Origin of the sequence: Enterococcus saigonensis, assembly GCF_011397115.1 — a bacterium.
Classification (GTDB): Bacteria; Bacillota; Bacilli; order Lactobacillales; family Enterococcaceae; genus Enterococcus_C; species Enterococcus_C saigonensis.
In genome coordinates, this window is the sequence record NZ_AP022822.1 from 1252905 (window position 1) to 1277733 (window position 24829).

Here is a 24829-nt window from a genome sequence, read left to right on the forward strand (position 1 = left end):
AAATGGAGGACATAAATATGGCCAATTATCGCGATCGTCGTGTTGCCCACGAAATTTTAAGAGAAGTGAATGATATTTTACGTAAAAGAGTGCGGGATCCACGTGTACAAGAAGTTACAATTACAGATGTACGCGTAACGGGTGATTTACAACAAGCGACAATTTTTTACAGTATTTTATCAGATCTTGCTTCTGATAAACAAAAAGCACAAATCGGACTAGAAAAAGCGAGCGGCTTAATTCGTCGTGAGTTAGGTCAACGATTAACGTTGTACAAAACACCAGAAATCGTTTTTGAACTTGATAGTTCTGTGCAATATGGCAACAAAATCGACGAAATGATTCGTAATTTGAACAAAGATTTATAATCAAACGCCTCTTTGAAAGGGAAACCTTTTGGAGAGGCGTTTTTTCTGCTATAATAGGGCAGTTGAATTGAATTAAAGAGATAGTGAGGAGTTAGAATGGACGGCATTTTAGCTTTATGGAAAGAACGGGGCATGACCAGTCATGACTGTGTGTTCAAATTACGGAAAATTTTAAAAACGAAAAAAATCGGTCACGGAGGAACGCTTGATCCAGATGTAGACGGTGTCTTACCCATTTGTATTGGGAAGGGGACTAAAGTGATTGAATTCATGCAAGACAGTGGTAAAGTATATAGTGGTGAAATTACACTGGGGTATACGACTACAACAGAAGATAAATCGGGTGAAAAAGTTGAGGTCATGCCGATTGAAACGCCTTTTAGTGATGCTGAAATTGATGAAGTTATGAAGTCGATGGAAGGTGAAATAACTCAAATACCACCGATGTACTCAGCGGTTAAAGTAAATGGAAAGAGGTTATACGCATACGCGCGGGAAGGTTTGACCGTTGAAAGACCTAAAAGAATAGCCCAGATTAAAAGTTTTCGTCGCACAACTGAATCTTTCTTTGACAAAAAAATGAAGACACAAAGTTGGCGCTTTGAAGTCGTCTGTGGTAAAGGGACTTATGTACGAACCTTAGCTGTTGATACCGGGAAAAAGCTCGGTGTTCCAGCTCATATGTCAGATTTAACCCGTTTAGAAAGTGGTGGGTTAAAAATTTCGCAAGCATTAACGTTAGAACAAGTTACAAAAGCCATGGAAACACAGCGTATTTCAAAACATTTATTACCAATTGAATATGGCGTTGCCAACTTTGAACGAGTTAATATTGATGATAAAATTTGGCAACAAGTTAAAAATGGCATGCGATTATCACCGCAAACTTTCGGCCTAGAGAAAATGCCAAATGAGCCGATTGCTTTATATTATGCGGGAAAAGTTGTAGCTTTATACGTAAGCAATCCAAAAGAAAAAAATAAATTAAAACCTTTAAAAATGTTACGAACTGAGGTCTAATATTGTGAAAATCATTGAGATTCATCATCCTTATACAAAAGATCAAATACCAAACGAGCCGGTTGTACTTGTTTTGGGTTTTTTCGATGGTGTTCATCGCGGGCATCAAAAAGTTATTTTGACCGGCAAAAAATTAGCTAAGGAAAAAAACGTCAAATTAGCCGTTATGACTTTTAACCAGCATCCCTCTGTTGTGTTTAAAAAACAAGAAGGGGAGAATTTAAAATATTTAACGACACTAAAGCAAAAGGAATACCACATGGAGCGCCTTGGTGTAGATTATTTATATGAGATTGAATTTACTTCTAATTTTGCTTATCTAAAACCGCAAGATTTTGTCGATCAATATATTGTCGGACTCCATGCGGTTGCTGCCGTAAGTGGTTTTGATTATACTTATGGACCAAAAGATATTGCAGACGTAGCGCATTTACCTGAATATGCTAAAGAGCGTTTTGACATTGTTACTGTTGCCAAAAAAACATTGGATGGTGATAAAATTAGTTCCACTAGAATCCGTGATCTATTGGACGAAGGAAACATGGAAGAGGTTGCAAAGCTACTAGGTTATATCTATGAAATTGAGGGAACTGTTGTTCATGGAGACGCAAGAGGGCGCACACTAGGTTATCCAACAGCGAATATTCGCTTTAAAAATAGTGTTCGTTTACCCGTAGAAGGAGTATATGTTTCAGAAATTAAGGTAGCAGGTAACTGGTATAAAGCAATGAGTTCCATTGGTCATAACGACACCTTTGGAGAAGGCAGGAAACTTACAGTGGAGGTCTTTATCTTAGACTTTAACAAAGATATCTACGGTGAAACAGTCCGTGTTCGCTTTAATCACTTAATCCGAGAACAAGTGAAATTTGCTGGTGCAGAGGATTTGATTAGACAGTTGAATCAAGACGAGGAAGATACTCGTAATTATTTTTATAAATAGACAAAAGAAGTCTACCAATTTGGTAGACTTCTTTTGTTTTAAGACTAACGATTGATTAATGAAGATAAACTATACGGAATCTTTTAAAATGTGCAAAAGAATAAATGATAACTATATAAAGAATAAAACAAAAAAATACAAATTATGTTTAGTTATTAACAAGAATGAAGTAAAATATAATTAAGTATTAATTACTATAAACGAATTTTTATCAATTAAAGATAAAAGTTTTGCAACCATATTAAGGAGGAACAATTAACATGACAGTAGCAAAAATTGTTTATGCAAGTGCAACAGGTAATACAGAAGGAATTTCAGAAATATTAGAAGATGCTTTAAAGGCACTAGCTATTGATGTTGAAAGAATTGAAGCAGATGATGCTGATGATGCAACTTTTGATGATGCAGATATTTGTATCGTGGCCACTTATACAGACGGGGATGGAGAAGTTCCATTTGATTTAGAAGATTTTTATGACGATTTATCCGAATTAGAATTAGAAGGTAAAGTATTTGGTGTCGTTGGTTCAGGTGATAGTGAATTATATCCAGATTATTTCTGTCAGGCGGCAATTGATTTTGATCAAGCTTTTGAAAAAACAGGTGCCAAACGTGGAGCTGAATTAGTTAAGATTGAAAACGATGCAGATGATGAAGATGAAGAGGTGTTAAAAGCTTTTGTAACAGCATTAACAAAAGCATAGGCTAGAAAATAAAAGGGGTCTAATTTTGGTGTTTAAAATAGTAGAGAGAAGAGAATTAAATTCTATTGAATTTGAAATTTTTGTTGAAGCACCGCGAATTGCGCAAAAAGCACAGGCTGGTCAATTTGTTATTTTGCGAATCGACCATAATGGCGAGCGAATTCCTTTGACTGTAGTGGACACAGAACCAGATAAGGGGTTAGTTCGTCTGATTTTTCAAGTGATTGGTAAATCTACTGCTGCTTTAGCAAAGTTACAAACAGGAGATAGTTTGTCAGATCTTGTCGGACCTTTGGGAAAAGCAACAGAAATTGAAAACTATGGAACTGTGTTGTTAGTTGGGGGCGGAGTGGGCATCGCGGCACTGTTTCCAATTATCAAAGCGTTAAAGGCAGTAGGAAACAAGGTTATTACTATTTTAGGGGCCAAGAATAAAGAGCTGCTGATTCTAGCTGATGAATGTAGGAAATATTCAGATGAACTTTATTTGATGACCGATGACGGTACTTTAGGACAAAAAGGTTTAGTTACCGATGCAATGAAGTTTGTTTTTGCCAAAGAAAAAATAGATACTGCTTGGGCAGTGGGGCCAAGTCCCATGATGAAATTTTCTACTTTGGCTGCTAAAAAAGCCGGCGTGCCTATTTATGTTTCGTTAAATCCAATCATGGTAGATGGAACAGGTATGTGTGGTGGTTGCCGTGTAACAGTAGATAAAAAAATTAAATTTGCATGTGTAGATGGTCCAGAATTTTTGGGCGCTGGTGTTGATTGGGATGATTTTAGCAATCGTATGAAACAATATCGTGATGAAGAACAAATTGCTGATACTATTTATAAAGGAGGAATGCCAAATGGCAAAGCGTAGTTATACTAAGACGCCGATGCGTGAGCTAGCTCCTGAAATTCGCAATCGAAGTTTTTCAGAAGTTGCTTTAGGGTATTCCTTAGAAGAAGGCCAGCTAGAAGCATCACGTTGTTTACAGTGTAAAAATGCACCTTGCATTCAAAATTGTCCCGTAATGATTGATATTCCAGGTTTTATTAAACATATTGAAGTAGGGGATCTAAAATCCGCCCACGAAGTACTAAGTAAATATACAAATTTACCTGCAATTTGTGGCCGCGTCTGTCCGCAAGAAAAACAATGTGAAATGACGTGTCGATTGGGGCGCTCAAAGAAATTTGAGCCAGTTGCCATTGGCAATTTAGAACGCTTGGTGGCTGATTGGGCTTGCCAACAACCCATTGAGATGATTAGCAATTCAAAAGATAAAGGAAAAGTAGCAATTATAGGCTCTGGGCCTTCAGGTTTAACAGCAGCAGGAGATTTAGCTAAACTAGGCTATGATGTTACGATTTTCGAGGCTCTTCATGTACCAGGCGGGGTTTTAACGTATGGAATTCCTGAATTTCGTTTGCCTAAAAAAATTGTGGAAAAAGAAATTGAAATAATCACGGCTCAAGGTGTAACAATTGAGACGAATGTTGTTGTGGGAAAAACAATTACGATGGAAGAAATTCAAGCAGAATTTGCTGCGTGCTATTTGTCTGTTGGTGCAGGAGCGCCAAACTTTATGAATCTACCGGGTACGTCTTTAAATGGTGTATACAGCTCAAGTGAATATTTGACGCGTATTAACTTGATGAAAGCATACGATTTTCCCAATTATGATACGCCTGTTCTTACCTCAAAAAATGTTGTGGTGATTGGCGGAGGGAATGTAGCGATGGATGCTGCACGTTCGGCTAAACGTTTGGGTGCAAAAAATGTTGCAGTTATTTACCGTCGCTCAAAAGAAGAATTACCAGCCAGAAAAGAAGAGTATGAGCATTCTGTTGAAGAAGGAATTAACTATCATTGGCAGACCAATCCGGTTGAGTATATTAATGATGGAACCGGTAAATTAAAAGCAATTAAGTGTGTAAAAATAAAATTAGGAGAAGCGGATGAATCAGGACGGCGGCGACCAATAGTAATACCGAATAGTGAATTTATTATTACTGCTGATACAGCAATTGAAGCGATTGGTCAAGGGGCTAATCGCGTTTTACTCGATACTTTTCCTGATTTACGATTGAATCGTTGGGGATATATTGAGGCTAATCGTGAAACAGGTGAAACCAATATACCTGGGATATTTGCAGGTGGTGATATTGTAACAGGTGCTGCGACAGTTATTTTGGCAATGGGAGCTGGAAAAGTTGCTGCAACGCAAATTGACAGCTATATCCAAAATCAAAAAGTCCATGTATAATAACAAAGTATTTATGGCTGTTTGTCATAAATTATAAGTGAGGTGACTGGAATGAAAAAAATGAAAACAATGGATGGTAATACTGCAGCAGCATATATTTCTTATGCATTTACAGAAGTTGCGGCAATTTATCCGATTACGCCAAGTTCAACGATGGCGGAAATGGTAGATGAATGGTCATCAGTTAATGATCAACGCAATATCTTTGGGGAACCTGTCAATTTAGTAGAATTGCAATCAGAAGCAGGTGCAGCTGGAACGGTCCATGGTTCCTTAAAGACAGGTGTTTTAACAACAACATATACTGCGTCACAAGGTCTACTTTTAATGATTCCTAATATGTATAAAATTGCAGGTGAGCTTCTGCCCACAGTGTTTCACGTTGCTGCACGGGCTGTTTCAACGAATGCTTTATCTATTTTTGGAGATCATAGTGATGTGATGGCTGCTAGACAGACTGGATTTTGTATGTTGGCAGAATCTAGTGTGCAAGAAGTGATGGACTTGTCTGCGGTTGCACATTTAGCTTCAATTGAGGGTAGTTTACCTTTTATGAACTTTTTTGACGGGTTTCGTACCAGTCATGAGTTACAAAAAATTGAAGTATTGGATTATGAAGATTTAAAGGGAATGGTTAATTGGGGAAAATTAGAAAAATTCCGAAAAAGAGCTATGAATCCAAATCATCCCACTGTTTCTGGGACTGCCCAAAATTCCGATATCCATTTCCAACAACGAGAAACAGTAAATCAGTATTATGATAATATCTTGCCGATTGTCCAAAAATATATGGGCAAAATCAATACGTTGCGGGGAACGAATTATGATTTAACGAATTACTACGGTGATCCCCATGCGACTGAAGTCATTATTTCCATGGGATCAGCTTCACCAACCATTCAACAGACAGTAGATTATTTAAATAAGCAAGGTCGTAAAGTTGGCCATTTAAATATTCATTTATATCGTCCATTCCCAGCTGAAAATATGTTACAAAATTTACCCGACACAGTGGAACGGATTGCTGTTTTGGATCGAACAAAAGAGCCTGGGTCTGACGGTGAGCCTTTGTTACTGGATGTACAAAGTGTATTGTATCGTCATATTAATCGCCCAATTGTCATTGGTGGTCGCTATGGTATTGCATCAAAAGATGTTACGCCAGATCAAATCGTGACAGTTTTTGATCATTTACGATTACCGCCAGATCAGTTGAAATATCGGTTTACAATTGGTATTAAAGATGATGTGACCCATTTATCTTTGCCACAGTCAGAAATTTTAGATCTAACATCACCAAGTACGTTCCAAGCCAAATTTTGGGGCTTTGGTTCAGATGGTACAGTGGGTGCCAACAAACAAGCTATCAAAATTATTGGGAATAATACAGATCAGTATGCACAAGCTTATTTTGCTTATGATTCAAAAAAGTCTGGTGGGTTAACCATTTCTCACTTGCGTTTTGGCGATCATGAAATTCGCTCTACTTACAATGTTGAATCAGCTGATTACATCGCTTGTCATAATAGTGCCTATATTCATCAATATGAGTTATTAAAAGGGTTAAAAGATGGCGGTACTTTTTTACTTAATACCGTTTGGGATGAAGAAAGAGTTAAAAAGAACTTACCAAGTCACTTGAAAAAGTATCTGGCTGTTCACAATATTAATTTTTATATTATCAATGCGATGAATATCTCAATTAAAAATGGACTTGGACGCCGCATTAATACAGTTTGTTCCGCGGCTTTCTTTGAAGTGACGGATATTATGAACCAAGAGACTTTCCTGCCGTTATTAAAACAGGAAGTTCAAAATGCTTATGGAAAAAAATCAATGAAACTAGTGGAAAATAACTGGAATGCGATTGATGAAACTTTTGAAGCTTTAACAAAAGTGGACGTGCCAACAGAATGGGCAAATATTGAAGTCCCAGTAAAAAATCCCAAAACAGATGAAAACAAACCTGCTTATATTCGTAATATCTTAGAACCGATTAATCGTCAAGAAGGCAATGGTTTATCTGTTAAAGACTTAATGGATAATGATATGTTAGGTGGAACAATGGCAATGGGATCTGCAGCTTATGAAAAGCGCGGCATTGCTTTAGAAGTTCCTGAATGGTTGCCAGACGCATGTACGCAATGTAATGAATGTGCCTTTATCTGTCCTCATGCTGCAATTCGTCCTTTCTTAGCTGATGAAGAAGAAAAAGCTGAAGCGCCTGAAGGATTCATTACTCGGAAAATGCGCGGCGCAGATGGCTTAGAATATCGTATTCAGGTATCTGTTGAAGATTGTACAGGTTGTGGTCTTTGTGTAGAGGCTTGTCCGGCTAAAGGAAAAGCATTAGTCATGAAACCGTATGAAGCGATGAAAGATGAAGCAATGAATTGGGCATTTGCAATGACATTACGTCAAAAGGCAAATCCTATAAAAAAAGAATCTGTCAAAGGCTCGCAGTTTGAACAACCTTTATTGGAATTTTCTGGTGCTTGCGCTGGTTGTGGCGAAACGCCTTATATCAAATTGTTAACACAGTTGTATGGGGATCGGATGATGATAGCCAATACAACTGGCTGTTCTTCTATCTGGGGTGGTTCTTCTCCAGCAACGCCTTATACCACCAATGCAAATGGTTGTGGTCCAGCTTGGTCAAATTCATTATTTGAAGATAACGCAGAATTTGGCTTAGGTATGTATATTGCCAATGAAACAAAACGAAAACGGTTGGTAACGGCGGTTAAAAATGTTTTGAATCAAAATGCTGTTTTACCAGAAACAAATGAATTGTTAACTGACTGGATGGAGCATATCCATGAGGGTAATGGTACACAACAACGGGCAGCAAAAGTTATTGCTGCATTAAAATCTGAAGTTAATAATCTTGCTGTAGCTCCATTGTTGGAATACCAAGATATGTTTGTAAAACCAAGTCAATGGATTATTGGTGGCGACGGTTGGGCATATGATATTGGTTATTCAGGCATTGATCACATTTTAGCTACTGGAGCAGACGTTAATATTTTTGTCATGGACAATGAGCTATACGCCAATACAGGTGGTCAAATGTCTAAAGCGACCCCAACTTCTGCTATTGCAAAATTTGCAGCTGGTGGGAAGAAAACCAAGAAAAAAGATTTGGGTATGATGGCAATTGCTTACCAAGATGTTTACGTAGCACAAATTTCAATTGAGGCTAACCCAAAACAAGCTTTAAAAGCAATTATGGAAGCTGAATCCTATCCAGGACCATCTGTTATTATTGGTTATACGCCATGTATTAACCATGGAATTAAAGGTGGGATGAGCCAATCAATCAAAGAGAGTAAAGCAGCTGTAGAAAGTGGCTACTGGCAACTATATCGCTATGATCCACGTTTAAGAGAAAAAGGCAAGGATCCAATGCGAGTAGATTTCAAAAAAGTTGATTTTACGAAAATGAATGAATTTTTGGAAAATCAAGTTCGTTTTTCTGCTTTGCGAATTATTAAACCTTCATCAGAAGAAGTTGATCAAATGTTAGGACAAACTGTTCAAGATATGGAAGAAAGAACAGAAGTGTACAGTCAATTAGCTGATTTGAAGAAATAATGAAAAGCCAGTTTTGCATTAAAAGCAAAACTGGCTTTTTAAAAGCTATAATAATATGCTTGTTAATCAGCAATCTCATGAATAGAAAAGCTAGCTAGTTGGAATAAATGATGATTTATTACAAAAACTTTATCATGTTGTTTTTGCACTTTACCAATTTCGTATTTGACAATTCTTTCCTCGCCAGCTTTTATGACATATTGTGATTGATAGCTGCTATGTCGTTTGGGATTATCTACCCAATTGTTACCATCCAAACTATAGCTATTATGAACTACTTGTACAACGCCTTCGTGGACTCTAATTTGAAAATACTTTGGGCCAGTCTGATTAAAGTGTAACGTGTGAACTCTTTTTTTTCCAAATAGTTTAGAAAGAATGACTTTTTCTGAATTAGTTTTCATTTGAGACTCCTACTTTAGGTAATTCAGATAAACGATGGCCAATATGATGAGCTAAGAGAGTAGATTTTGGTCGAATAATTAACTGAGAAGTATAAATTCCTTGATGGCCCGAGATGAAATAACTAATAAAAGCACTAACTACATAAAATGGCAGCATTTTGGAACCAAATAAGTCAATTCCCAACATAATTGTCGTTAAAGGCGCATTGGCGGCACACCCAAAGACACAAATCATTCCTATCGCAGCAAAAAGACTAGGTGTTAGATGAAAAAATGAAGCGATTCCTGAGCCTAATGCAGAACCAATATCAAATAACGGAGTAACTTCTCCGCCTTGAAAACCAGCTCCTAAACTTAAACTAGTAAAAAATAATTTAAACAAACCTTCTTTTGCTGTTGCTACTCCCGTAAAAGCATCGTCCATCATCCACAAACTCAAGCCTTCATACTTTTGTCCATTTAAAATGGTCATTAAAACAACAACAATCCCTGCAGTGATAAACGCGCGTATTAAATAGTTGCTAAAAAATTTGCGATAAATTTTTTTGGCATGGTGAGTTAAATAAGCAAAAAGTCGTCCAGCTAACCCAAATAAAATACTTGCGAGAACAAAGGCAAAAAGTAGACGAGGTGTAATGCTTGTTAACTCAGTAATATAATGATGAGTGTGAGTAGTTCCCCAAAGTTGTGCAGTAAAATCTCCTAGATAAGCAGCCATAAAACAAGAAAGCAAAGCGTTTCGTTCAATTTTGCCAATATAAGCCATTTCCATCCCAAAAAAAGCACCTGCCAAAGGGGTACCAAAAATAGAGGCAAAACCGGCACTAATTCCAGCGTGGACTAGCAATTTTCGCTTTTTTTTGTTTAATTTTAATTTTAATCCTAATCTATTGGAAATAACACCACCAATTTGAACGGCACTTCCTTCGCGTCCTACAGACGCACCAAATAAGTGAGAAAAAATTGTGAAAAAGAAAGTAAAAAATCCCATTCTAACAGGAACAGGTGCTTCTTTTTGAATACTTTCAATAATTAAATTATTACCTTTGTCTGCGCCTTTTCCGTAAGTTTGATACGAATAAGCAGTAATTATCCCAAGTACGGGAAGTAAGTATAATAGGTAAAAATGACTATCACGAAAATTTCCTACCCAAGTTAAACCAGTTAATAAGAAATGAGAAATAGTTCCCGTGGTAAGTGCAACAATTAATATAGCTCCATAAAAAATTCCGCTTTCTTTGACTATTTTTATTCCTGATTTTTCTTTCATTTAAATCCTCCTATATTATGCTATTTAATAATGGTAATAATGTTCTTATTTCTTTATTGTTCAAAGTTTGGAAATAAAGACAAAAAAAGCTAATGACTTCTACAAATAAACTTGTAGAAGTCATTAGCGTAATTGCGGTTTTGGATAAATCCAAGGGAGAACATCATTCCCAAAATATTTAACTATTGTTAGTCTAGCGAAAAGCATTATTCAAGTCAAGAAAATTTCAGAAATTTTTTTGTAAATATATAATCGCAAAACTTTGTCAGTTTGACCATGTTTTGATAACATGATGTTGTACTTAAAATAATTTTGAGGTGAAAAATATGCGAATAAATAAATCTAAAGTCGCCATTATTGGTAGCGGTCTAGTAGGTTCTTCAACAGCCTTCAGTTTAATTACACAAGGGGTTTGTGATGAAGTGTTAATGGTAGATATTAATGCTGAAAAAGCATCCGGTGAAGTGCGGGACTTACGCAATTCTATCCGATTTTTGGGGCGAAATGTTCGAGTGAAAGCCGGAACATATGCTGATTGTGGCGATGCTGATATTGTAGTTATTACTGCAGGAGCTCCTCCAAAAGCTGGTCAAACGCGGTTAGACACATTAGATATCAGTGCCAAAATTGCCAAATCAATTGTGCAGCCCGTAATGCAAAGCGGTTTTGATGGGATATTCGTTGTTGTTTCTAATCCTGTAGATATGTTAGCGCATTTAGTTTATAAATTATCAGGTCTACCAAAAAATCAGGTTATCGGTTCGGGGACTTCTGTTGATTCCGCTCGGCTACAAAACTTTTTAGCAGATTTAGTGGATGTTGATCCTAGAAGTGTTTATGCCTATGCTTTAGGTGAACACGGAGATTCTTTAATGGTACCTTGGTCGACAGTCACCGTAGCAGGAAAATCATTTACAGACATTATTGCAGACAATGCAGAACTAGTTGGAGATGTTGATTTAGATGAAATCGTCTACAAGACAACACAAGAAGGTTGGGAAATCTACAATCGTAAAGGAACAACATATTACGGTATCGCTTCAGCTTGCGTCGGTATTATTAAAGCAGTCTTATATGATGAAAATTCAATTGTTCCAGTTTCTACTTTATTAGAAGGTGAATATAATGAAGTAGGGATTTTTGCAGGCGTTCCAGCAGTTTTAAATCGTTCGGGTGTCTTTGATATTTTAGAAATTCATATGACAGCAGAAGAAGAAGCTAAATTCCGTCATTCTGCAACTGTTATTCGTGAATATACAGAAAAAATTCGAAAGTATGAAAACTAGTCTAGTTGAACGTCCTACAGTGTTTCTGGAAAAATTATGGAGCTTGATAGTCATTAACTAGTGCGAAAATTTTGCGTAAAAATCTTTTAAAAAATAAAATAATGAATAATTTGATAACTCAACGCTATAAAAACGCGCTTACCAAGAGCTGATTTGTATGAGCAGATTGTTTAAGAAAGACAGATACGGAAATTATGCTATTAAATGACAAATATCTAAGGCCCTAAATAAAGTAAAAGAAGTATTAATTGTACAAATTGAATTGACAAACTTAGTGAAGCTGCACAAAAAACACTAACTGGTTTTTAGGAGGGCAGAAATTGCAAGTAGAAGTTAAAAATAAAGATTTTCATTACCAATTGACGATTGAAAGAAAAACCATTCAAGATGTTTCCATGATTGTATGCGGTACAATTTTAATAACAAATTTAATAAAGTACTACCGTAAAAAGCGATAGTAAGTATTTGGACTACATTTCGTCATGAAGTAACAAAATAATATTTTTGTAATTTTTAAGTGGAAAATAATAATTTATGATGCCATTTAAAGTTTTCTTAATTTTTTGTACCTTAATTTTAATTGCTGTATGACAATTGTCAGAATATTATGGGATAAATACTTCCAAATTTGAAAGGAATTGCACGGCTATTTTTAAATAAACGTGGTTTTTTGTAATAAACTTTGTAGAACTGAAATATTCTGTTATGGTGTTGTTACCTACAAGTTGTCGCTCCTTGTTATGATATAAAAGTCGTTTGAGACGAATATTGAAATCATAAAGGAGCAACTTATATATGAAATTAGTAAAATCGCTTTTTACAACAACAGCACTTTTAGCTGGCATCGCAGCATTTGGTGTTAATGCCAATGCAGCAGAAGTTGAGCATACCGTTACAAGTTCAGACACATTAACAAGTATTTCATTGAAATACTATGGTGACACAGATCATGTACAAACAATTGCAACAGCAAATAATATTAAAAATGTCGATTTGATCATTGATGGTCAAGTATTAAAATTTGATACAGACAAAAATGTTACAACATCAACAGAAGCTACGGCTTCCCAAGCTAGTCAAACTACGACACAAGATGAAAACCAAACAGGCTATTCAGGTCGTACTTTCACAATGGAGTCAACGGCATATAGTTCAGACCCTGCTGATGCTTTAGGAGGGGGAACGGTGACTGCAACAGGTCAAAATCTTTTGGAAAATCCTATGGCAGTAGCTGTTGATCCGAATGTAATTCCCTTAGGTACACATCTATATGTAGAAGGTTATGGTGAAGCTTATGCGGTAGATACCGGTTCTGCAATTCAAGGAAATATTATTGATGTTCATTTCCCAACAGCAGCGCAATGTAATGCTTGGGGGCGTCGTCAAGTACAAGTAACGATTTTAGATAACTAATATAAAAATATTGCGAGTAGTTCAATTCAGTCTCTTTTCTTTAAAAAAGGACAGAATTGAGCTATTTTTTTGTATTAGGTATGAAAAACTAATTAATAAAATTATGAGATAATAAATTGTATTATTAAAATAGTTACATAGTTTTGTATTTTATTTGTCATTTTATTGTATACTTGAATTATTGGAAGCTTTTTTGAGAAAGAAAGTGAATATTTGTTAAGGAGGGAAAATATGCAAAAAAATTTTCAAGAAGTAATTGTTGCGATTTTACCGATGACTGTCTTGATAATCATTTTGACTTTTATTTTTGCACCATTACCTGTTGAAGATTTGGCAACTTTTATTGTAGGTGCTGGAATTATGATGGTTGGGATGACCTTATTTTTATTTGGGGCTGAATATTCGATGTTACGTGTTGGTGAATTAGTAGGGGAGTATATGATCAAACGGCGTAGTTTAGCAATTATGATTAGTCTGGGATTTTCAATTGGAATTGGCATAACAATTGCAGAGCCTTCTGTTCAAGTCCTGGCTCAGCAAGTAACAGAAATTTCTGAAGGTACTATTACAAAAGCAGTCTTGATTGGAGTAGTAAGCATTGGGACAGGGATATTTTTGGCGTTTGCCCTGTTGCGAACAGTATTTCGACTATCCTATTATCAAATGATGTTAGTTGGTTATGTTGCAGTTTTCATCGCCTCTTTTTTCACTAGTCCGGAATTTATGCCCATTGCCTTTGATGCTGGTGGTGTGACAACAGGGCCGGTTACGGTACCTTTTATTTTAGCTCTGGCTAGCGGTTTAACTAGTATGATTCATCAAGGGAAAGGAGAAAATGACAGTTTTGGAATGGTGGGGGTTTCCTCACTAGGACCAATTCTTGCCGTGATGGTTTTGGGGGTGATTTTTCAGTGATCTTTTTACAACAGGTCTTTACTGGTTTTACTGAAATGATTAAAGATGTCTTAATTGCAATTTTTCCGATTGTCTTTTTATTTATTTTGTTAAATTTTACAAGCTTTAAATTAAGTAAAAAAAAATTCAGTCAGATTTTAAAGGGCTTTTTAATTACAACAATCGGTCTAATTTTATTTTTGCATGGCGTTAATATTGCCTACGTACCAGTGGGACAATATTTAGGTAGTGAAATTGCACAGCTGGAGTATAACTGGATACTAATTCCCTTGGGCTTTTTGATGGGGTTTCTCGTAGGTTTTGCTGAACCAGCAATTCATGTGATGGTTAAACAAGTTGAAGAAGAAAGTGGCGGTACCATCCGAGGCAGAATTTTGTTAGCAGTTGTTTCTCTTGGAATAGGTGCAGCTGTTAGTCTGTCCATGTGGCGGTTATTAGCAGGTTTTAGTCTATATTATTTTCTTATTCCGGGTTATCTCTTAGTTTTTATTTTGGGGCGCAAAGTTGACAAAATGTTTTTAGCTATGGCTTTTGATAATGGTGGAGTAGCGACAGGTCCTATGTGTTCGACCTTTATTTTATCAATGGCAGTTGCCATTGCATCTGAAATTGAAGGGCGTAGCCCTTTAATTGATGGTTTTGGTGTTGTCGCTTTAATTGCCTTAACCCCGATTCTATCGACATTAGCATTAGGTTATATTTATAAAAGAAGAGCAGAACAAAAAGTAGTAATAATGGAGGATGAGAAATGAATAAACCAGTAGCATTGAATCTTGAAATGATTATTACAATTGTGGATCGTGGCATTGGGGATGAGGTCGTTAAATATTCAAAACTTGCTGGAGCAAATGGCGGAACTTTGCTCCATGGCAAGGGATCTGGTTCTCACGATAAAGGAAAGTTCTTTGGTATTGAAATTGAACCAGAAAAAGATATTGTGTTGACTTTAGTTCCTGATAGTTTAACAAATGAAGTGATGGATGCAATTGGTAAAGGAATTAGAATTAGTGAACCAGGAAATGGGATTTGTTTTAGTATTGATATTGATAAGGTGATGGGAATCACAGAAATTAATTCCTATCGAAAAGTAGTTGATATGGATCAATTATTAGATTAGTGTAACAGTAAAGAAAAATATCCAGTAGTTATCACTTATTCTTTTTAAAGACGAAGAGATAACTACTGGATATTTTTAATTTAAGGAGTTTCATTTGGTAATTGTACTTTTTGCTCTTGATCTAAACGGCGTAAATCTTTCATGGCTTTAATATAAGAATATAATAAAACGATTACCGATCCTGCCCAAGCTAATGGTGACGCAGCTGCTGCACCTGGATATTGGAAGTAGTGGGTTAAAACAATTGCAGCAAAAGAACGCATGATTAATTCCATAATACCAGCAATGGTAGGGATTTTTGTTTGTCCTAAACCCTGGAGAGTATAACGTAAAATGAAGAGAATAGCTAAAATCCAATATAGGCTAGCAACAATTAGGAAGTAAATACGCGCCAATTCAAAAACTTTTGTTTCACTACGATTGACAAATAACGCGACAAAAGAATCACCAAATAAAATTACGACAATCCCAGCAATGATACTAAAAATAATACTCATAATTAAGCATTGCTTAACGCCTTCTAAAATACGGCCATATTCTTTGGCACCATAATTTTGGGCGGTAAAAGTGGCCATAGTGACACCGAAACTCATCATGGGCTGAGTCGCAAACTGATCAATTCGACCGGCGGCAGCTTGAGCGGCTACTGCATCGGTCCCCAAACTATTTAGAGCGGACTGTAAAATAACTGCCCCGATTGCAATAATAGAAGCTTGAAAGGCCATTGGTAAACCAGCATTTAAGTGAACACGGTATTCCGCTTTTAATGCTTTAAAATCTTTTTTACTAATTTGTAGTAAAGGAATGCGCCGTTTAATATAAACAAAACACATCAAACTGGCTGACATTTGGGCGATAACCGTTGCATAACCAGCTCCAGCGACGCCCATATTAAATTTGGTAATAAAAACTAAATCTAATATGACGTTGATAATTACTGCAAAAATCAAGAAAAATAAAGGCGTGCGACTATCGCCTAATGCACGTACCATATTGCTTAAAAGGTTAAACGCCATAGCTGCAAACATCCCACCTAGTATAACCGAAATAAATTCTTGTGCTTGTTCAAAAATTTCGGGTGGGGTTTGCATAATATGCAATAGAGGTTCTAGAAAAATCAAACTTAGTATGGTTAAAACAAGTGTAACGATTAAACTGATTACAAGACTAGCAGCAAAACTCTTTTTTACCCCTTTATAATCTTTTGCACCAAAACGTTGCGCTGTGATAATGGAAAGTCCTGCTGTTAATCCTTGGGCAAATCCGATGATTAAAAAGGTGATACTACCTGTTGAACCTACTGCAGCTAAAGCGTCTTTTCCGATTGTTTGACCAACAATAATCATGTCTACCATATTGTAAAATTGTTGGAAAATATTCCCTACAAATAATGGAATTGTAAACATAAAAATAAGTTTAGCCGGTGTTCCCTTTGTCAGATCTTTCATCTATTTACTCCTATTTTTTTGTAAAATTATTATTTATTCAAACTTATTGAGCTAGGCACAGTAAATGGTAGCATAACGGCGATTAAATACAAGCCTTTTCAAAAAGGTTTTGCCAGAATTTTCATCTTTTTCATGACATTTCTTTTTATTACTGGGATAATAACGGTAAGGAGGCGGCAGGATGAAAGTTGTATTGATACGCCACGGTGAAAGTATTGCAAATTTTGAAAATTATTGGACGGGCTGGCTTGATGTTCCATTGACCACAAAAGGAGAAAATCAAGCAAAAGCAGCGGGAGTAAAAATTAAAGAAGCCAATATCCATTTTGATGCTGTTTTTACTTCTGTTTTGCAACGTGCTATTGTAACAAGTCAATTGGTCTTAGAAGCAAGTAATCAATTGTGGTTGCCTGTAGTAAAGACTTGGCGCTTAAATGAACGACATTATGGGGCGTTAATTGGCAAAAACAAAGATGAGATGATAGCAATTTACGGCGTAGAACAAGTTAAAAAGTGGCGACGAGGTTATTTTGAAGTGCCGCCATTAGAACTGGTGGGAAATTTTGATCGTCGCTATCAAAACTTGGCGATTCAAGATTTACCAAAAGGAGAAAGTTTAAACTTAACGGTTAAGCGAGTTGTTCCCTTGTGGCAAGATCAAATTGTTCCGCAACTACTAAAAGGGAAAAATATTTTAATAGCCGGCCACGGCAATAGTCTACGCGCATTAGTGAAATATTTGGAAGCCGTTCCGGAAAATGAGATGGAAACAATTAAGATTCCCAATGCTGCACCTATTGTTTATGAATTTGACGAAAGATTGCATATAATAAGTAAAAATATGTTATAAACACGAACTTTTTAATTGGAAAGTTTTATTTTTGTTCACTTTTTTGTCGAAAGGACAGTTTATTTTTGCTATACTCGAAAAAAACAGGAGGTATTTTTATGAAAGCTATTTTAACAGTAATTGGACAAGACAAGGTTGGAATTATCGCCGGTGTCAGTCAAAAATTGGCTGATTTAGATATTAATATTTTAGATGTCTCTCAAACCATTATGGAAGATTATTTTACAATGACCATGATGTTACAGTTAACACAAAATGCAGATTTTGAAAGTATCAAAAAGGCACTCAACTTGGTTGGAGACAAGTTAGGCGTTAAAATCAACATTCAAAATGAAGAAATTTTTAATGCAATGCATAAATTATAGTAAGGAGTTTTAACCATGGAGACAAATCAGATTTTAGAAACTATTCGTATGGTAGAAGAAGAAAACTTGGATATACGAACCATTACAATGGGAATCTCTTTACTAGATTGTATCAGCAGTGATGTCAATAAGACCTGTGATAATATCTATCAAAAAATTACTACAAAAGCCCGCAATCTGGTGAAAGTAGGAGAAGATATTGAAACAGAATTTGGTATTCCTATTATTAATAAGCGAATTTCAGTAACCCCCATTTCACTTATTGCAGCAGCAAGTGGAACAAACGATTGTATTCCGTTTGCAAAGACTTTAGATAAAGCGGCAGTTGCTTTAGGTGTAAATTTCATTGGTGGATTTTCTGCGTTAGTAGAAAAGGGATATCAGGGTGCAGATAAAGCATTAATTGCTTCTATTCCAGAAGCACTAAAAGAAACCCAATTTGTTTGTTCATCGGTAAATATTGGTTCTACGCGAGCAGGGATTAATATGGATGCGGTCAAATTAATGGGCGAAACAATAAAAAAGACAGCGGATGCCTCTGATATGGGTTGTGCAAAATTAGTTGTTTTTGCTAACGCAGTAGAAGATAATCCTTTTATGGCTGGTGCTTTTCATGGCATTGGCGAAGCCGATTGTGAAATTAACGTAGGTGTCAGTGGTCCGGGTGTAGTAAAAAGGGCATTGGAAAAAGTTAAAGGAGAATCTTTTGATGTAGTGGCGGAAACAGTTAAGAAAACTGCTTTTAAAATCACGCGCATGGGTCAAATGGTTGGACAAGTCGCTTCAAAACGTTTGGGCGTACCTTTTGGAATAGTCGATTTATCATTAGCACCAACGCCTGCCGTAGGAGATAGTGTAGCTTTAATTTTAGAAGAAATGGGTTTAGAATCAGTCGGAACTCACGGAACTACTGCTGCTTTAGCGCTTTTAAATGATGCAGTGAAAAAAGGAGGCGTCATGGCATGTAATCACGTTGGCGGACTATCTGGAGCTTTTATTCCGGTTTCTGAAGATGCGGGTATGATTAGAGCTGTCGAAAATGGATTACTAAATTTAGAAAAATTAGAAGCGATGACTGCGATTTGTTCGGTTGGACTGGATATGATTGCTATTCCTGGTGATACAACTGCTGAAACGATTGCGGCGATGATTGCCGATGAAGCAGCAATTGGTGTGATTAATCATAAAACTACAGCTGTTCGCATTATTCCGGCGAAAGGTCAAAAAGTAGGCGATATGGTAGAGTTTGGTGGACTGTTAGGTAGAGCACCGGTTATGAAAGTTAACCCTGCAAAAAGTGCAGATTTTATTGCACGAGGCGGCCGAATTCCTGCGCCTATCCATTCGTTTAAAAACTAAAAGTTGGTGGGTGGTACAAATGAAAGAGTTTATTTGGGATTTTGATGGAACATTATTTAATACGTACCCCAATATGTTAAAAGCCATTTTAATAGTTTTGCAAGAAGAAGGAATAGATGCCAAAGGTGAGGAAATCTATCGGCTTTTGAAAGAAAAATCTTCCAAAGCGGTTGCTGAACACTATCATTTGAATTTTGTTGATTTTTCCGAACGCTTTCATAAGTATGAAGATGAAATGAAAAAGTGGCCACGTCCTTTTGAAGGTGTAAAAGAGATGCTATCTGCAGTGAAAGAGAAGGGTGGTCAAAATTTTATTATGACTCACCGAACTGTCTCTTCTACAAAAAAACTATTAAGCTATTATCAATTGACTGATTTTTTTATTGAAATTGTGGGTGAAGAAAATAGATTCGCTCGAAAACCTAGTCCAGAGGCGTTACTTTATTTGGTTGGTAAATATGAGCTGCAAAAAAGCCAAACGGTTATGATTGGGGATCGACTTTTAGATATTGCAGCAGGTCAGAATGCAGGTTTAAAAACTTGTTTTTTTGATAATGAAAATTTATTGAAAAATATCGCTGCCGATTATCATGCTACTGATTTTCAACAATTACAAAATCTCATCTTAAATTAAAAAAATCGTAAAAATTAGCTTAGGCTGATTTTTACGATTTTTTGATTGTTGCATTTTTTTCTTTTTCTTTTGCGTAAATAATTGTGAAAGGAGGAAGAAAATGCAATTTTTTTATGAACAAAAAAACCGTTTGCTGATTCTTAGTGTAGTATCCATTTTCTTACTAATTATAGGGGGATTGTTTATTTGGAAAAAACAAAGCGATGACCAACCTTGGGAAGCACTTCCTGTAGCAAGCAGTAGCAATCAGACAAAAGAAGCTAAGAAAAGTAATAGTAAGGATAAAGACGATAGAATAACCGTAGATGTTAAAGGAGAAGTTGTCAAACCTGGTGTTTATGAATTACCTAGAGAAGCACGAATGCAAAAACTTATTGAGTTGGCTGGTGGTTTTACCAAAGAGGCGCAACAAAAGGAAATTAATCTAGCGCAAAAATTAACAGATCAACAAATGATTTACGTTCCCAATCAAAAAGAAGTGAATAGTATTAATAATATGGTAGAAAAAGAAAAGACAGAAAACAATGTGACAGAAATGGTTAATATTAATACCGCAAATTTAACTGAGCTGCAGACACTGTCAGGTATTGGTATCAAAAAAGCAGAGGCAATTATTAGTTATCGGGAAGAAAATGGAAATTTTAAAGCAATTGAAGAACTAAAAGAAGTTTCGGGAATCGGAGAAAAGACGGTTGAAAAATTACGTGCATCGATTACAATATAAATAAAATAATAAAGGAGCAACACTATGACTGATCAAAGAATCCCTTGGGACCAATATTTTATGGCACAAGCGGTACTTTTAGCATTACGCAGTACATGTACCCGTCTTGAAGTCGGAGCAACGTTAGTAAAAGATAAACGGATTATTGCAGGAGGTTATAATGGATCAGTTAGTGGCGACATTCACTGTATTGATGATGGGTGTTATGTCGTAGATAATCATTGCATTCGTACCATCCATGCCGAAATGAATGCATTATTGCAATGTGCTAAATTAGGTATCTCGACAGATCAAGCAGAAGTATATGTTACCCATTTTCCTTGCCTACAGTGTACAAAGGCGTTACTACAGGCCGGAATTCGTAAAATTTATTATTTACATGATTATCGTAATGATCCTTATGCGATTGAATTAATTGCACAAGTTGGGGCAACTGCTCAAAAAGTTATTTTAGATCCCGAATATTTTCAAAAACTTTCTTTTGGTTCTTTAAATGAAGTAATTGATTAAAGGATTAACCAATCGTTGGATTTTCCCGAGTCTGGCAATGGTTTTACTCATTAGTGGTATTTACTTAAATTGCTTTCTGCTATTTTTACTATTAACTTTATATTGTATCTATTTTTGTTGCAGCCGCCAATTCAAACTTATTTTTGTAATTGGTTGCTGCAGTTTTTTTATCGTACCACGTATTATGATGACTTTAGAAAAAATCGATCAAACGTACTCTTTAAATCAACAGTTTGTGATAAAAGTTGCTCCTGACAGCTTGAAAATTAACGGAGACAGTTTGAGTTTTTATGGTGAAAATAAAAAAGGCGCATTGTTTCGTTGTTATTATACTTTGAAAAATGAATCCGAAAAAAATTGGGTGACAAAAAAGAATCTCCAACAAAATTATGCGCTTGTCAATGGAACGTTTACTAAAGGTAGGCAACAACGAAATTTAGCCGGTTTTAATCAAAAGCAATATTTGAGGAGCCATGGCTATTGTGGCATTATCAATATAAAAAAAATTACTTGGTACAGTAAAAAGAACTTTGAACTAAATCAATTTCGTGCGTATTTGATTCGTCAGCTCAAAGAAAAGTTACCCAAGAAAACGAGTGCTTATTTATGTGCGCTATTTTTTGGGTATAAAGATCAAGATTTTAAGGAAACACAACTGACGTTGTCACCAAGCGGCATTTTACACTATTTTAGTATTTCTGGGATGCATGTGCATATTTTTTTAGGAGTTTTTTTAAGTTTATTCCAACTTCTACGATTGACATTAAAAGAAAGCATTTTACCAATGACTATTTTTGCTGTTTTGATTATTGTCTTGACGGGGGGAGCTATTGGAATATGGCGAGCAACGTTGCTTTTCTTCTTAAATAGTTTAACCAAATTACTGCCAGTTGTTTTATCTGCATTGGATAAATTTGGCATCGTCCTTTTGGTTTGTTTGTGGATAGATCCATTATTGATTTTCCAAACAGGGGGACAATTGTCTTTTCTCATATCTTTTCTATTATTAGTAACCCAAAATGAGCAAGGAAAGTTAAAAGACTTTAAAAAGAGTTGTTGGCTAACGCTATTAGCATTACCAATCATTTGTTTTTATTTTTACGAGTGGCCCTTATTGGGAGGTGTTCTAACTGTTGTATTGTTACCCGTCTTTAAGTTTTTCTTATTGCCAATGGGGCTTTTACTTATCATTAGTACATTTGTTTTTTCGTTTAACTTTTTGATTTACTTATTTGAAAATTTTATTTTTTTATTTGAAAATATCCTAAAATGGACAATTTATTTTACTGTTCCCATTGGTTGGCTTCCTACTTTGTATGTTTTTTTTCTCACGGTATTTGGAATATTTCTTTATCAAAAAAAATTTCCCAAAATTGTATTAGTTGGAATATTACTATTTCTCCCTATCCTGATTAATCGTTCAACATTTCCTCTAATGGCAGCTTTTATTGACGTCGGGCAAGGAGATAGCATCTTATTTAAGGCTCCCTTTAATCGTGAAGTTATTTTAGTCGACACAGGAGGTAGAATAACCTTTACCCAAGAAAAATGGCAACGAAAAATTCAAAATAGTAATGCTCAAAATACAGTGATTCCTTTTTTAAAAGCGTGTGGCATTAAAAAAATTAATAAGCTGATTATTACGCATGGGGATAGTGATCATATGGGAGACTTAACAGAAATATTACATCATTTTACTGTAAAGGAACTGATTTTAGGAGCGGGGAGTGAAAAACATCCTAATCTTTCAAAATCTTTAAAAAAACTTCCGCGTAAAACTGATTTAAAATTACTTTCCGGAGCGCATTACGTAAAGGGGTATTTTCCGTTACAAATTTTTGCTCCAGAAAATAGTAACGGTGAAAATGAAGATTCTATTGTGGTACAAACGAAAATAAGAAATCAAAATTTCTTATTGACTGGGGACCTAGATCAGTCTGGAGAAGAACGTCTACTAAAGGAATATAAAAATCTGAAAAGCGATGTATTAAAACTAGGTCATCATGGAAGTAGAACATCTTCTTCGGCACGATTTATTGGCCAACTGAAACCACAAGCAGCAATTGTTTCTTGTGGTTTAAGTAATCGTTTTAATCATCCGCATCACGAAGTCTTGGAAACATTAAAAAGTCATCAAGTAGCACTTTTTCGTACGGACCAGCAAGGAATGGTTTATTTTTCTTGGGGCTTTATAAATCAAGTAGCTGCTCCTGAAGTACTCCAAGATTCTTCTAGCCCTTAATAGCTGAAAATGTTAGGATAGAAAAAGAGTAATTGAAGGAGAAATAAAATGAAAGCCCAAGAAGCATTGCAAGCAATTAAAGAAAAACCACTGGCGCCTTTATATCTTATCTTAGGTACTGAAAGTTATTTGCAAAATCGTATTAAACAAGCATTCATGGAGCGGCTACAATTAGAAAAAGATGACTTGGATTTTGTGTATTTTGATTTAGAACAAGATCCTTTGAATTTAGTTGTAGCAGAAGCGCAAACACCATCTTTATTTTCTATTGAAGACAAGCGTTTGATTATTGCTGAAAATCCTTTGTTTTTGACAGCTGAAAAAAAGAGTAATGTGATTGAACAAGACTTAACCGACTTTTTAACGTATCTGGCAGCGCCCGCAGAAAGTGGCGTCGTAGTTATTATTGCGCCATACGAAAAGCTGGACGAACGTAAAAAAGTTAGCAAGTTGCTGAAAAAACAAGCAACGATAATCGATGTCCAACCCTTGAAAGAACAAGAAGTGCAACGTTATGTCCGGCAAACTTTTGAGTCCGCTCAGATTCAGTTAGAACGTAGTGCATTTGAAACCTTTATGCAGCTTACAGAAATGGACTTAACAAAGGCGATGCAAGAAGTGAAGAAGTTGCTATTATATGGAGCAACAGGAGCCCCTCTAACTAAAGAAATAATTTTACAGCTTGTCCCGCAATCTTTGGAGAATAATATTTTTGAGTTGACAGAAAATGTTTTAGCGGGGAATGCCGATAAAGCGTTACGGATATATGATGATTTACATCTACAAGGGGAAGAAACGATTAAAATTAATGCGATTTTAATTGGTCAAGTGCGGTTATTGTTGCAAACTAAGATATTAATGAAAGCGGGGTATCAACAAGCTAATATAGCACAAACGTTAAAAGTTCATCCTTATCGTGTGAAATTAGCAATGCAACAAGCAAAAAAATATGCTGAAAAACAACTAATGGTCTTGTTTGATGAATTGGTTGAAAATGATTACTTGGTAAAGACAGGACAAATGGATAAAGAGTTTTTATTTCAACTTTTTGTTTTAAAAACAGCAAAATAAAAAAGCGTTGAGGCTTTAACCTCAGCGCTTTTTAAGACTATTTAGCGATTTTTTTGCTTAAACGAGCTTTATCGCGGTTAGCTTTATTTTTGTGGATCAAGCCTTTTGTTTCGGCCATATCGATCGCTTTGCTAGCTTCTTTATACAAAGCTTCAACGTTGTCGGCACCAGCTTCGACAGCTTGTTCGAATTTTTTGATGCTTGAACGCACAGCACTCATTTGAGATGAATTTTTAGCGTTAGCAGCAGTGCTAGTTTTCACGCGTTTGATTGCAGATTCAATGTTTGGCATAAGTTTCACCTCCGAATAAAAAGTTTTGTATGACGTGTCACA

At 35.8% G+C, this 24829-nt stretch carries 25 protein-coding genes and 1 riboswitch; of the genes, 21 read left to right on the forward strand and 4 right to left on the reverse strand.

The window, feature by feature from the left end; translation table 11 throughout:
- Positions 1-17 precede the first annotated feature (17 nt).
- The 7 genes from rbfA (at position 18) to nifJ (ending at position 8887) form a co-directional block, all read left to right on the forward strand.
- A complete protein-coding gene (gene rbfA, locus EsVE80_RS05910; RefSeq protein WP_173102884.1) occupies positions 18-368 on the forward strand; it encodes a 30S ribosome-binding factor RbfA in 351 nt (116 codons plus the stop codon).
- 96 nt (positions 369-464) lie between these two features.
- Positions 465-1388, forward strand: coding sequence for a tRNA pseudouridine(55) synthase TruB (truB, locus tag EsVE80_RS05915; protein WP_173102885.1), 924 nt, complete (start codon positions 465-467; stop codon positions 1386-1388).
- Between the two features lie 4 nt (positions 1389-1392).
- Positions 1393-2331 carry a riboflavin biosynthesis protein RibF gene (ribF, locus tag EsVE80_RS05920; protein WP_173102886.1) on the forward strand — a complete coding sequence of 313 codons (939 nt, stop codon included), beginning with the start codon at positions 1393-1395 and terminating at the stop codon, positions 2329-2331.
- A 260-nt stretch (positions 2332-2591) separates the two neighbouring features.
- Positions 2592-3035, forward strand: coding sequence for a flavodoxin (locus EsVE80_RS05925; protein WP_173102887.1), 444 nt, complete (start codon positions 2592-2594; stop codon positions 3033-3035).
- A 28-nt stretch (positions 3036-3063) separates the two neighbouring features.
- On the forward strand, positions 3064-3903 hold the full coding sequence (locus tag EsVE80_RS05930) for a sulfide/dihydroorotate dehydrogenase-like FAD/NAD-binding protein (protein WP_173102888.1): 840 nt from the start codon (positions 3064-3066) through the stop codon (positions 3901-3903).
- Positions 3890-5293, forward strand: coding sequence for an NADPH-dependent glutamate synthase (gene gltA, locus EsVE80_RS05935; protein WP_173102889.1), 1404 nt, complete (start codon positions 3890-3892; stop codon positions 5291-5293). The genes EsVE80_RS05930 and gltA overlap by 14 nt, the downstream gene beginning before the upstream one ends.
- A 51-nt stretch (positions 5294-5344) precedes the next feature.
- Positions 5345-8887, forward strand: a complete 3543-nt coding sequence (gene nifJ, locus EsVE80_RS05940) for a pyruvate:ferredoxin (flavodoxin) oxidoreductase (protein WP_173102890.1) — start codon at positions 5345-5347, stop codon at positions 8885-8887.
- 62 nt (positions 8888-8949) lie between these two features.
- On the opposite strand, the gene EsVE80_RS05945 is transcribed toward nifJ, so the two are convergent.
- Both EsVE80_RS05945 and EsVE80_RS05950 read right to left on the reverse strand, forming a co-directional pair.
- Positions 8950-9291 carry a hypothetical protein gene (locus EsVE80_RS05945; protein WP_173102891.1) on the reverse strand — a complete coding sequence of 114 codons (342 nt, stop codon included), beginning with the start codon at positions 9289-9291 and terminating at the stop codon, positions 8950-8952.
- Positions 9281-10561 (reverse strand): chloride channel protein, encoded by a 1281-nt coding sequence (locus EsVE80_RS05950; RefSeq protein ID WP_173102892.1) that lies wholly within the window; start codon positions 10559-10561, stop codon positions 9281-9283. The genes EsVE80_RS05945 and EsVE80_RS05950 overlap by 11 nt, the downstream gene beginning before the upstream one ends.
- A gap of 107 nt (positions 10562-10668) precedes the next feature.
- Positions 10669-10741, reverse strand: a riboswitch (Fluoride riboswitch).
- Positions 10742-10887: 146 nt separating this feature from the next.
- Here EsVE80_RS05950 and EsVE80_RS05955 point away from each other — a divergent pair.
- The 6 genes from EsVE80_RS05955 (at position 10888) to EsVE80_RS05980 (ending at position 15292) form a co-directional block, all read left to right on the forward strand.
- A complete protein-coding gene (locus EsVE80_RS05955) occupies positions 10888-11847 on the forward strand; it encodes an L-lactate dehydrogenase (RefSeq protein ID WP_173102893.1) in 960 nt (319 codons plus the stop codon).
- A 320-nt stretch (positions 11848-12167) separates the two neighbouring features.
- Positions 12168-12305: a hypothetical protein gene (locus EsVE80_RS05960; RefSeq protein ID WP_173102894.1), complete on the forward strand. Its 138-nt coding sequence runs from the start codon at positions 12168-12170 to the stop codon at positions 12303-12305.
- Between the two features lie 337 nt (positions 12306-12642).
- Complete coding sequence (locus EsVE80_RS05965; protein WP_173102895.1) at positions 12643-13260, forward strand: 3D domain-containing protein; 618 nt, start codon at positions 12643-12645, stop codon at positions 13258-13260.
- Between the two features lie 231 nt (positions 13261-13491).
- Positions 13492-14175 carry a DUF1538 domain-containing protein gene (locus EsVE80_RS05970; protein WP_173102896.1) on the forward strand — a complete coding sequence of 228 codons (684 nt, stop codon included), beginning with the start codon at positions 13492-13494 and terminating at the stop codon, positions 14173-14175.
- Entirely contained in the window at positions 14172-14927 is a 756-nt protein-coding gene (locus tag EsVE80_RS05975; protein ID WP_408639868.1) for a DUF1538 domain-containing protein, read from the forward strand. Before EsVE80_RS05970 ends, EsVE80_RS05975 begins: the two co-directional genes overlap by 4 nt.
- Entirely contained in the window at positions 14924-15292 is a 369-nt protein-coding gene (locus EsVE80_RS05980; protein WP_173102897.1) for a P-II family nitrogen regulator, read from the forward strand. The genes EsVE80_RS05975 and EsVE80_RS05980 overlap by 4 nt, the downstream gene beginning before the upstream one ends.
- Positions 15293-15372: 80 nt before the next feature.
- Here EsVE80_RS05980 and EsVE80_RS05985 read toward each other — a convergent pair whose 3' ends face one another.
- A complete protein-coding gene (locus EsVE80_RS05985) occupies positions 15373-16740 on the reverse strand; it encodes an MATE family efflux transporter (protein ID WP_173102898.1) in 1368 nt (455 codons plus the stop codon).
- Positions 16741-16921: 181 nt separating this feature from the next.
- On the opposite strand from EsVE80_RS05985, the gene EsVE80_RS05990 reads away from it, so the two are divergent.
- The 8 genes from EsVE80_RS05990 to holA all read left to right on the forward strand — a co-directional run bounded on the left by EsVE80_RS05990 (position 16922) and on the right by holA (position 24495).
- Complete coding sequence (locus EsVE80_RS05990) at positions 16922-17590, forward strand: 2,3-bisphosphoglycerate-dependent phosphoglycerate mutase (protein ID WP_173102899.1); 669 nt, start codon at positions 16922-16924, stop codon at positions 17588-17590.
- Between the two features lie 98 nt (positions 17591-17688).
- The gene (locus EsVE80_RS05995; RefSeq protein ID WP_173102900.1) at positions 17689-17955 is read left to right on the forward strand and encodes an ACT domain-containing protein; all 267 of its coding nucleotides are present in this window, start codon (positions 17689-17691) and stop codon (positions 17953-17955) included.
- Between the two features lie 15 nt (positions 17956-17970).
- On the forward strand, positions 17971-19314 hold the full coding sequence (locus tag EsVE80_RS06000; RefSeq protein WP_173102901.1) for a PFL family protein: 1344 nt from the start codon (positions 17971-17973) through the stop codon (positions 19312-19314).
- Positions 19315-19333: 19 nt separating this feature from the next.
- A complete protein-coding gene (locus tag EsVE80_RS06005) occupies positions 19334-19948 on the forward strand; it encodes an HAD-IA family hydrolase (protein ID WP_173102902.1) in 615 nt (204 codons plus the stop codon).
- A gap of 100 nt (positions 19949-20048) precedes the next feature.
- Positions 20049-20672: a helix-hairpin-helix domain-containing protein gene (locus EsVE80_RS06010; protein ID WP_173102903.1), complete on the forward strand. Its 624-nt coding sequence runs from the start codon at positions 20049-20051 to the stop codon at positions 20670-20672.
- A 24-nt stretch (positions 20673-20696) separates the two neighbouring features.
- Positions 20697-21182 (forward strand): ComE operon protein 2, encoded by a 486-nt coding sequence (locus tag EsVE80_RS06015; RefSeq protein ID WP_173102904.1) that lies wholly within the window; start codon positions 20697-20699, stop codon positions 21180-21182.
- Positions 21183-21366: 184 nt separating this feature from the next.
- A complete protein-coding gene (locus EsVE80_RS06020) occupies positions 21367-23424 on the forward strand; it encodes a DNA internalization-related competence protein ComEC/Rec2 (RefSeq protein ID WP_232061290.1) in 2058 nt (685 codons plus the stop codon).
- Between the two features lie 48 nt (positions 23425-23472).
- Positions 23473-24495 carry a DNA polymerase III subunit delta gene (holA, locus tag EsVE80_RS06025; RefSeq protein WP_173102905.1) on the forward strand — a complete coding sequence of 341 codons (1023 nt, stop codon included), beginning with the start codon at positions 23473-23475 and terminating at the stop codon, positions 24493-24495.
- 37 nt (positions 24496-24532) lie between these two features.
- On the opposite strand, the gene rpsT is transcribed toward holA, so the two are convergent.
- Positions 24533-24787 carry a 30S ribosomal protein S20 gene (rpsT, locus tag EsVE80_RS06030; RefSeq protein WP_071864692.1) on the reverse strand — a complete coding sequence of 85 codons (255 nt, stop codon included), beginning with the start codon at positions 24785-24787 and terminating at the stop codon, positions 24533-24535.
- Between the last annotated feature and the right edge of the window lie 42 nt (positions 24788-24829).